5 protein-coding genes and 1 pseudogene are annotated in these 8,009 nt (G+C 38.7%); 1 reads left to right on the top strand and 5 read right to left on the bottom strand.

Annotation, left to right across the window (positions count from 1 at the left end):
* Positions 1 to 115: 115 nt before the first annotated feature.
* Positions 116 to 1,549 carry an alanine/glycine:cation symporter family protein gene (locus tag BKK47_RS08005; protein WP_077494339.1) on the top strand — a complete coding sequence of 478 codons (1,434 nt, stop codon included), beginning with the start codon at positions 116 to 118 and terminating at the stop codon, positions 1,547 to 1,549.
* Between the two features lie 36 nt (positions 1,550 to 1,585).
* Here the strand turns inward: BKK47_RS08005 and BKK47_RS08000 are convergent, their stop codons facing one another.
* The 5 genes and pseudogenes from BKK47_RS08000 to BKK47_RS07980 all read right to left on the bottom strand — a co-directional run bounded on the left by BKK47_RS08000 (position 1,586) and on the right by BKK47_RS07980 (position 7,888).
* Positions 1,586 to 2,779 (bottom strand): Bcr/CflA family multidrug efflux MFS transporter, encoded by a 1,194-nt coding sequence (locus BKK47_RS08000; RefSeq protein ID WP_077494338.1) that lies wholly within the window; start codon positions 2,777 to 2,779, stop codon positions 1,586 to 1,588.
* Between the two features lies 1 nt (position 2,780).
* Positions 2,781 to 3,479, bottom strand: a complete 699-nt coding sequence (gene rsuA, locus BKK47_RS07995; protein WP_077494337.1) for a 16S rRNA pseudouridine(516) synthase RsuA — start codon at positions 3,477 to 3,479, stop codon at positions 2,781 to 2,783.
* A 90-nt stretch (positions 3,480 to 3,569) separates the two neighbouring features.
* Entirely contained in the window at positions 3,570 to 4,676 is a 1,107-nt protein-coding gene (locus tag BKK47_RS07990) for an anaerobic sulfatase maturase (RefSeq protein ID WP_077494336.1), read from the bottom strand.
* A 66-nt stretch (positions 4,677 to 4,742) separates the two neighbouring features.
* Positions 4,743 to 6,191, bottom strand: a complete 1,449-nt coding sequence (locus BKK47_RS07985) for a sulfatase family protein (protein WP_077494335.1) — start codon at positions 6,189 to 6,191, stop codon at positions 4,743 to 4,745.
* 11 nt (positions 6,192 to 6,202) lie between these two features.
* Positions 6,203 to 7,888, bottom strand: a pseudogene (locus BKK47_RS07980) (solute:sodium symporter family transporter).
* Positions 7,889 to 8,009 lie beyond the last annotated feature (121 nt).

Raw genomic sequence — 8,009 nt, 5'->3', positions numbered from 1 at the left:
ATTTAATTGAATAAAATCTTCTCAAAATTCATTTCTTTTTAATATATTATTGATAAACATCGTTTTTTTCTTATTTTTTTCTACAATCACCCTTTCTTTTCATCCGGAGGATTTTATGGAACTGATTAACTATTTAGAGCAACTGTTAGTATGGATTGTTGCTCACCTTGACGGACCGATCTGGAATTTGACCATTGTGATTTTACTTGGTGTCGGTTTATTTTTCACTATTACAACGGGTTTCGTGCAGTTACGATTATTCCCGGTGAGTATTCAGGAAATGTGGTTTGGGCGGGCGGCAGAAGGCAGCTCTTTAACCCCTTTCCAAGCCTTTGCAACAGGGCTTGCCAGCCGGGTTGGGGTAGGGAATATTGGCGGCGTTGCCACAGCGATAGCGCTTGGTGGAGAAGGTGCAGTATTTTGGATGTGGATCACTGCCTTTATTGGTATGTCGAGCGCATTTGCAGAGTCCACTTTGGCACAGTTATTTAAAATTCAAGATAAAGACGGAACATATCGTGGCGGTCCGGCTTACTACATGGTGCAGGGATTGAAGTCACGTAGTATGGCGGTGGCGTTTGCGGTTGCACTGATTTTTACTTTTGGTTTTGCTTTCAATTCCGTGCAGTCAAATTCCATTGTAGAAGCCACACGTAATGCTTGGGATTGGCAAGGTGAGTATGTCGGTATTGTGTTGGTGATTTTAACCGCCGCTATTATTTTTGGTGGAATTAAACGCATTGCCGTGATTTCCAGCAGTCTTGTGCCGATGATGGCATTGTTCTATCTCATTATGGCAGTGATTATTTTGGGTATGAACATTGAATTGGTGCCAACGGTGATCAGTAACATCATCAAAAGTGCCTTTACCTTTGATGCGGCGGCAGGCGGTTTCTTCGGCGCGATGGTGTCTAAAGCTATGATGATGGGGATTAAACGTGGTTTATTTTCCAACGAAGCCGGTATGGGGTCAGCCCCTAATGCCGCAGCGGCTGCCCATGTGAAACACCCGGTTAGCCAAGGTTTAGTGCAAATGCTTGGCGTATTTGTGGATACCATGATGGTGTGTACTTGTACGGCTATCGTGATTTTGCTTTCAAATAATTATGGCGGTGAAGAGCTCAAAAGTATTTCTCTCACACAAAACGCTTTGCAATATCATGTGGGTGAATTTGGCTTGCATTTCCTTGCCTTTATTTTATTGCTTTTTGCCTACTCTTCTATTATTGGTAACTATGCTTACGCAGAAAGTAATGTCCGCTTTATTAAAAATAAACCGTGGTTTGTGTTGTTATTCCGTTTGACTGTTCTGTTTTTCGTTTACTTTGGTGCAGTACGTTCCGGCAATGTAGTGTGGAATTTCGCCGATACGGTGATGGCAGTAATGGCAATTCTTAATTTGGTGGCAATCGTGTTGCTTTCACCGATTGTGTGGAAATTATTGAAGGATTATCAACTTCAACTGAAAGCCGGGAAAATACCGGAGTTTAAAATTGAAAATTATCCTGAATTAAAAAAACGGGTGTTTGAACAAGACACTTGGAAATAGAAAAGTCAAAGTGCGGTCAAAATTGATCGCATTTTTTTACCTTTTCAAATTTCGATAAGTCAGAAAATAATAGGCTAATACCGCAATCACGACACAAGCTCCCATGGTGAATAGCATCGGAGCAGCGGTATCCATTTTCATGGTGGCAACTAAGCTTCCCATAATCGCACCGGTGGCAAAACGCACGCTGCCTACCAAGGAATTGGCAGTACCGGATATTGTGGGGAATTTTTCTAAAATGGATGCCATTGCATTAGAAGAAATCAGCGGATTTTGCCCGACAAAAAACGCTACGCCTATCGCCATTGACCAAAAGCCGAAATCAAAAAGTGCGGTCAGTATAAGCCAGACTCCCGATAAAAATTGAATCGCAATACCAATGCGTAACATGGTTTCCGCCCCGACTTTTATTACAAATCGCCCGTTTAGGAAAGAGGCGAAAGTCATAATGGCAATATTCAGCATAAAGAAGTAGCCGAATTTATCGACAGGAATACCGTAAATTCCGATGTACACAATAGAACCGGCAGTAATGAAAGCAAACAAACCGCCAAACCCGAAAGAGGCGGCAAACATATAGCCTAACACTTGTTTTTGTTTCCATAGGCTCATAAAGTTTCGGGCAATAATGTTTAAACGAAGTGGAATACGGTTTTCTTTTTTATGGGTTTCGGGAATGATAAAAAATACTAACAATGTTGATAATATGCCCATTAATGCAATGACATAAAAAATAGCGTGCCAGTGGAAATATTTTACGATGTAACCGCCGATAATTGGGGCAACCAAAGGAGCAATCATAAACACGAGCGTGATAGTGGATATCACTTTTGATAATTCATTTTTACTGAATAAATCGCGTAATAATGCACCGGAAAGCACCACAGGTGCAGCACCGAAGAATCCCTGGATAAAACGAAGTGCGGTGAAATTTCCGATAGAATTAATTCCGGTCAAAATCAATGCGGCAATAGCGCTGATAATCACGCCAAGCAAAATGATCGGTTTGCGTCCGAAACTGTCGCCGAACGGTCCCCAAAATAACTGCCCGAATGCCATGCCGTATGCAAAGGCAGTGAGTGTGTGCTGTACTTGTTCCGGACTGATATTGAAATCTTTGGCAATTTCTAAAAAAGACGGCAAATACATATCGACACCAAAAGGCGGCAACATGGATAAAATGCCAAGGGTCATAATAAAAATGAATGTAGGTTTTATTGTTTTTCTCATATTATTTTACCAAACTGTCTATTTCTAATTGTGTGAGTGGGCGGTATTCGCCTTCTTCTAGGTTTTCGTCTAATTTTACTGTACCGATTTTCCAACGGTGTAATCCGACAACTTTATTGCCGAGTGCGGCGAACATTCGTTTAACTTGGTGATAGCGCCCTTCCGAGATTGTCAGATTGACATTGTAATCATCTAAAATTTCAAGTTTTGCGGGTTTTGTGAGTGTTTTTTCCCCACGTAATAAAATTCCTTCTTCAAAGGTTTGTGTATAATGGGGTTCAACCGGATCTGCAAGGGTCACGAGATAGGTTTTATCACAATGGTGTTTCGGGGAAGTAATACGGTGCGACCATTGCCCATCATCGGTGAGTAACACAAGCCCCGTTGTGTCCACATCTAAACGTCCGGCACTATGTAATTTTCCGGCGAGCGGGTAATCAAAAAATTGATAAATAGTGGGGTAGTCGCCATCATCATTTGAACATATGTAACCTTGTGGCTTGTTCAACATAAAATATTGCCCACTTTCCAGCCAAGTGAGTAAAGTATCTTCAAAATAAATTTTATCTTCTTTTGAAATTTTACAGGCGCTATTTTTTTCAATTTCACCGTTAATTTTGACCGCACTTTGGCGAATAGCTTTAGCTGCTTGAGAGCGTGTTAAGCCGGTATTTTCGGCTACGAATTTATCTAATCGCATAAGATTCCTTTCTTAAATTTTGAGGTTGTTTTTTGAAAAAAAGGGGTAAAGAGGAAAGAGAATATCTTGGATCTATTATAGCAATCTTTATTATATGAAACGAATTTGCTCGCTCATTTGTCGCATTATACCCGATGTTTCACTAAAAAAATACCGATAAGACGGACAAAGATAATTATGGGGATAACCTTTAGGCTGGGTAACAATACGATGTTTAGGGCAACCTCCGTGACAGAGTAAGCGAAATTTACATTGTAGGCAATAGTTTGATAGGGTAGAGAGCTTATTCTGACCGAATTGCTGTTGTTCTGGTGATAGTGCAATCTTTGCCAGATTTTGTTGATTTAGATTTCCCACTTTGTATTTGGGGTAAACAAAATGATCGCAACTATATACATCGCCATTAGCTTCTACAATCATGGAGCTGCCGCAGGTTGGGCGGAAAACACAATTATTAGCGGGATAGCCTAACCACTGACCCAATAGATTATCAAACTCAATGACAAAAATAGTCCCACGATCAGGAAGCCATTCATAAAAAACATCAGTCAAAAATTTTCCGTAACCTTCGGGAGGTGTTGAAAATGATTGTATTTGACCTTGATGTTGTTCCACAATAGGAATAAATTGCATAAATCGACTTCCCAAAGATTTTAGGGCTTGATAAGTTTCTTTTCCTTTATTCCAATTTTGATTATTAACAACGGTGAGTGTATTAAATTCAACATTGGCATTGAGTAATAATTCAATGCTTTGTTTGACTTTTTCGTAAGTGGGTTTTCCATTGGTTGAGATTCTATACTGATCGTGAATATCGCTTAGCCCATCAATGGAAATCCCAATTAAAAATTGATGTTGTTTGAAAAAATCTGCCCATTGTCGATTGAGGGCGATACCATTAGTTTGTAGCGCATTGGTAATATGTTTACCTTGACTAAATTGTTGCTGATATTGTACGGCCTTTTTATAAAAATCAAGCCCCATTAAAGTGGGCTCTCCCCCTTGCCAGACAAATTCAACACGTTGTTGCTGAGTGGATTGAATGTAATGTTTTATATAATTTTTTAAGGTATGGTCATCCATAAATTGATGAGAAGAAAGCTGATTTTCCTTAGATAAGTAAAAGCAATATTCGCATTTGATATTGCAATGAAAGCTAGAAGGTTTTGCCATCAAATGAAAATTTGCTTTTTGCATAAAATAGGTTATCTCCTCAATGTAATTAGACGAACCTTATGCTCGCCTAATTACTTTCTCAATATGTTAGATTTCGTCAATGATCCGATAAAGCCAATTTTCTAACGGATCATTTAACCGTTTCATTTCCTGATGCATTTCCTGCAACATTTCTTTTTTGATTGCTTGATATTGGGAATCATAAAATAAATTGTGCATTTCTCCCGGATCTTGTTCTATATTGTAAAGCTCTCCGTAATCAGTTGCATTAAAAACTAATTTATAGTCTTTACGTCGCCACATTCGTTGTTCAAAATAAACAAAATGACCGGCAAGCTGGCATAGCAACCCCTTACGTTGATTATTTTGCTGCCGGCGTGTTATCGGTAGGATACTCTCACCTTGGAAAGTTTGAGGGATCGCTTGATTCGCCACATCATACACCGTGGAAGTTAAATCATGGAGATAAACCAGATTGTCATCTACTTCGTTGATTCGAGAAGATTTAGGATCTTTAACAATCAACGGAATATTGTAGGTGGTGTCGAACATAAACTCCCCTTTTTCAATCATTTTGTGTGCTCCCATCGCATCACCATGATCGGCCGTTGCAACTAAAAAGGTGTTGTCGTACAGCTGATGCTGCTCTAAAAACTGAAATAGTTCACCGATAGCATCATCAATCAGGGTAATATAACCCCAAAATTTAGTGATCACTTCTTTCCAACGTTCTTCGCTTGCTTCCCACATTCCCCACATTTGGGATATTGTGCGGTAGTGATTTGGTTTCCCTTCCAAAGGGGTAAAGAAACTCGGATCAAGTATGACATCTTCTGGGCTGTACATTGAATAATAAGGCTCTGGGATCACACAAGGTGTATGTGGTCCCCAGAAGTTAATCCAAGCGAAAAATGGTTTATTTTCATTAATAGATTGCAGGATATATTTTTTTGCTTCATCAATGATAAACCATTCAATGGTTTGTTCTCTTGTACCGGAGAGTAACCCACACAATTCTTGTACCCGCAAATGTGGATTATCGCCAAAATAGGCATGACTGACCTCTGGAATATCGTAGTCTTTTTCCATTAACCATTCTTTATAGCGATTAGAATGAGTAGGAGGTTGGTTAAACACCATATTTTTATAGACTTGGCTACCGGGGTAGCCATAGCCGTCAAAATTGTGGCCGGCAATACCATAATCTTCCGGGACTGATTTCGTACCGACATGCCACTTACCAATAACAAAGGAATTGTATCCTTGAACATTGGCAATATTTGGATTTTGTAGAGGGATTTCTCCTGAACCGCCTTTTTCTCCGTTTTTGATAATACCATGGCTAGAAGGCATTAATCCTGTGAATAATGAGGTTCGTGCAGGACCGCATACGGATGCCGGAGTAAAGGCATTATTAAAGCGGATACCATCACGGGCTAAACGATCAAGGTTAGGTGTTTTTACAATACTATGCCCATAAGTTCCGAGCATATCTTTACGAACTTGATCAAGTAAAATATAAATAATATTGTTCATTACATTCCTCTTTATGCTTGTTTATTCTTTTTTAATGCAAAGAAAATTAAGATGATAATTTGTAGTAAAGCATAAATACCAACTACTAATTTGGGATTGCCGTTTTCGGAAGCTAATCCAATTGGTGAAAGCAATGCATATAAGATGAATAAACCAAGGATTAATGAGCATACTGTGAGCGATGCATATTTCCAGTTGGTTAAATTTATGTCTGCATGATTGATTTTATTTTCTTCATAAGGCGTTCGTTTTAAGAAAATCCCTAAAATTAACATTAATACGACATCAAACACAAATAATGCCGCCATCACATAGACAAAGTTAATTTTGACATCAAATACCCAAACGATGCAGAAATAAAGCACAATGTGAGTGAATAAGGCAATGCGAGCGGCTAAACCGGATACTGTTTTATTAAATAAACCGATTGCAAATAAGGCTACAATTGGGATATTGACAAATCCGGCAAAGCGTTTGGTTAGTAAGAAAATGCCATCGGTTCCGAACATTAATAATGGCGCAAAAATCATCGTTACTATTGCCATGACCGTAGAAACTTTTTTGGCGTAGAGAATGAGTTCTTCATCACTAAATTTTCTTTTACTAATCGAAGGGAGCAAATCTTTACAATAAATTGTTGCAGCAGAATTTAGGAAAGAGTTAAAAGTGCTTAAAATAGCCCCAAATAGCGCAGCAATAAAGAAACCTTGTAAAACGGTAGGGAAGGTTCGATTAACTAATTCCGGATAAGACGCATCAATAGGTTTTAAACCTTCGCCTAAAATATGGAAACTCAATAATCCCGGTAAGTTTAAGATTAATGGCATTAATAAAAGGAATAGCGCGGCGACTAAAATTCCTTTTTGACCTGAAGCTAAGTCTTTTGCGCCTAATGCACGTTGTACAATAGCTTGGTTCGTTGTCCAATAAAAGAAATGAACAAGCATAATGCCGGTGAAGATGGTTGGTCAAGGGACAGCATCTGTTTCACTTCCAATTGCATTGAATTTTTCTACATGAGTTGTTGTAATAATATGTAGCCCTTCACTAAAACTCCCATTACCTAAGTGAATTAAACCAAAAATTGGTACAAGTAATGCACCGATAACTAAGATAACAGCATTCCAAGTATCAGAAACAGCGACAGCTTTTAACCCACCAAAAATAGCGTAAATTGCACCAACGATGGCAATAGCGATGACGGTATAGGTGATCGCGGCACCATAACTTAGCCCAAAAGCACTTTCTAAATTAAAAATTTTGTTAAAAGCGATTGCGCCGGTATAAAGTGCGGTCGGAATGACAATAAAAAGATAAAACACCAAAAATAAACCGGACATAATCAAACGGGTTTGGCGGTCAAAACGACTTTCAAAAAACTCGGGAATGGTTGTATAACCGTTACGAATATATTTAGGTAGTAGATATAAAGCCAAGAAGCATAGAGGGATGACTGTTGGTATGGTCCAAGCAATAATAGAAAAGTTGCCGGCGTAGCTATTCGCATTTACACCAATAAGCTGTTCAGTCGATAATGAGCTTAATACCATTGAACAACCAATAACAATTGCACTCAATCCGCGCCCTGCTAAAAAATATCCTTTTGAACTGGAGAAATCATCATTTTTGGTTTGATACCAAGAAATTAGACCAACGAATCCAGTTACAACGAGAAAACTAATTATAGTGATAGTCATATATGTTGCTCCTAGTTAACGATGGATAAAAATTAACTCTCTGAAAGAGACAGGAGTAGCATAAAACCTATTTGAACAACGCATATATGATTTCTGTCATAAATTAAATGTGATCTTAATC

The organism is Rodentibacter mrazii (assembly GCF_001998825.1).
GTDB classification, from domain to species: Bacteria; Pseudomonadota; Gammaproteobacteria; order Enterobacterales; family Pasteurellaceae; genus Rodentibacter; species Rodentibacter mrazii.
The sequence above is the reverse complement of the archived record's forward strand: the minus strand, read 5'-3'. Positions and strand labels throughout refer to the sequence as shown.

What these genes read in the sequence shown, in the direction of transcription:
- BKK47_RS07985 (WP_077494335.1), bottom strand. Translation starts at nt 6,191, where the DNA reads ATGAACAATATTATTTATATTTTACTTGATCAAGTTCGTAAAGATATG.
- BKK47_RS08005 (WP_077494339.1), top strand. Translation starts at nt 116, where the DNA reads ATGGAACTGATTAACTATTTAGAGCAACTGTTAGTATGGATTGTTGCT.
- rsuA (WP_077494337.1), bottom strand. Translation starts at nt 3,479, where the DNA reads ATGCGATTAGATAAATTCGTAGCCGAAAATACCGGCTTAACACGCTCT.
- BKK47_RS07990 (WP_077494336.1), bottom strand. Translation starts at nt 4,676, where the DNA reads ATGCAAAAAGCAAATTTTCATTTGATGGCAAAACCTTCTAGCTTTCAT.
- BKK47_RS08000 (WP_077494338.1), bottom strand. Translation starts at nt 2,779, where the DNA reads ATGAGAAAAACAATAAAACCTACATTCATTTTTATTATGACCCTTGGC.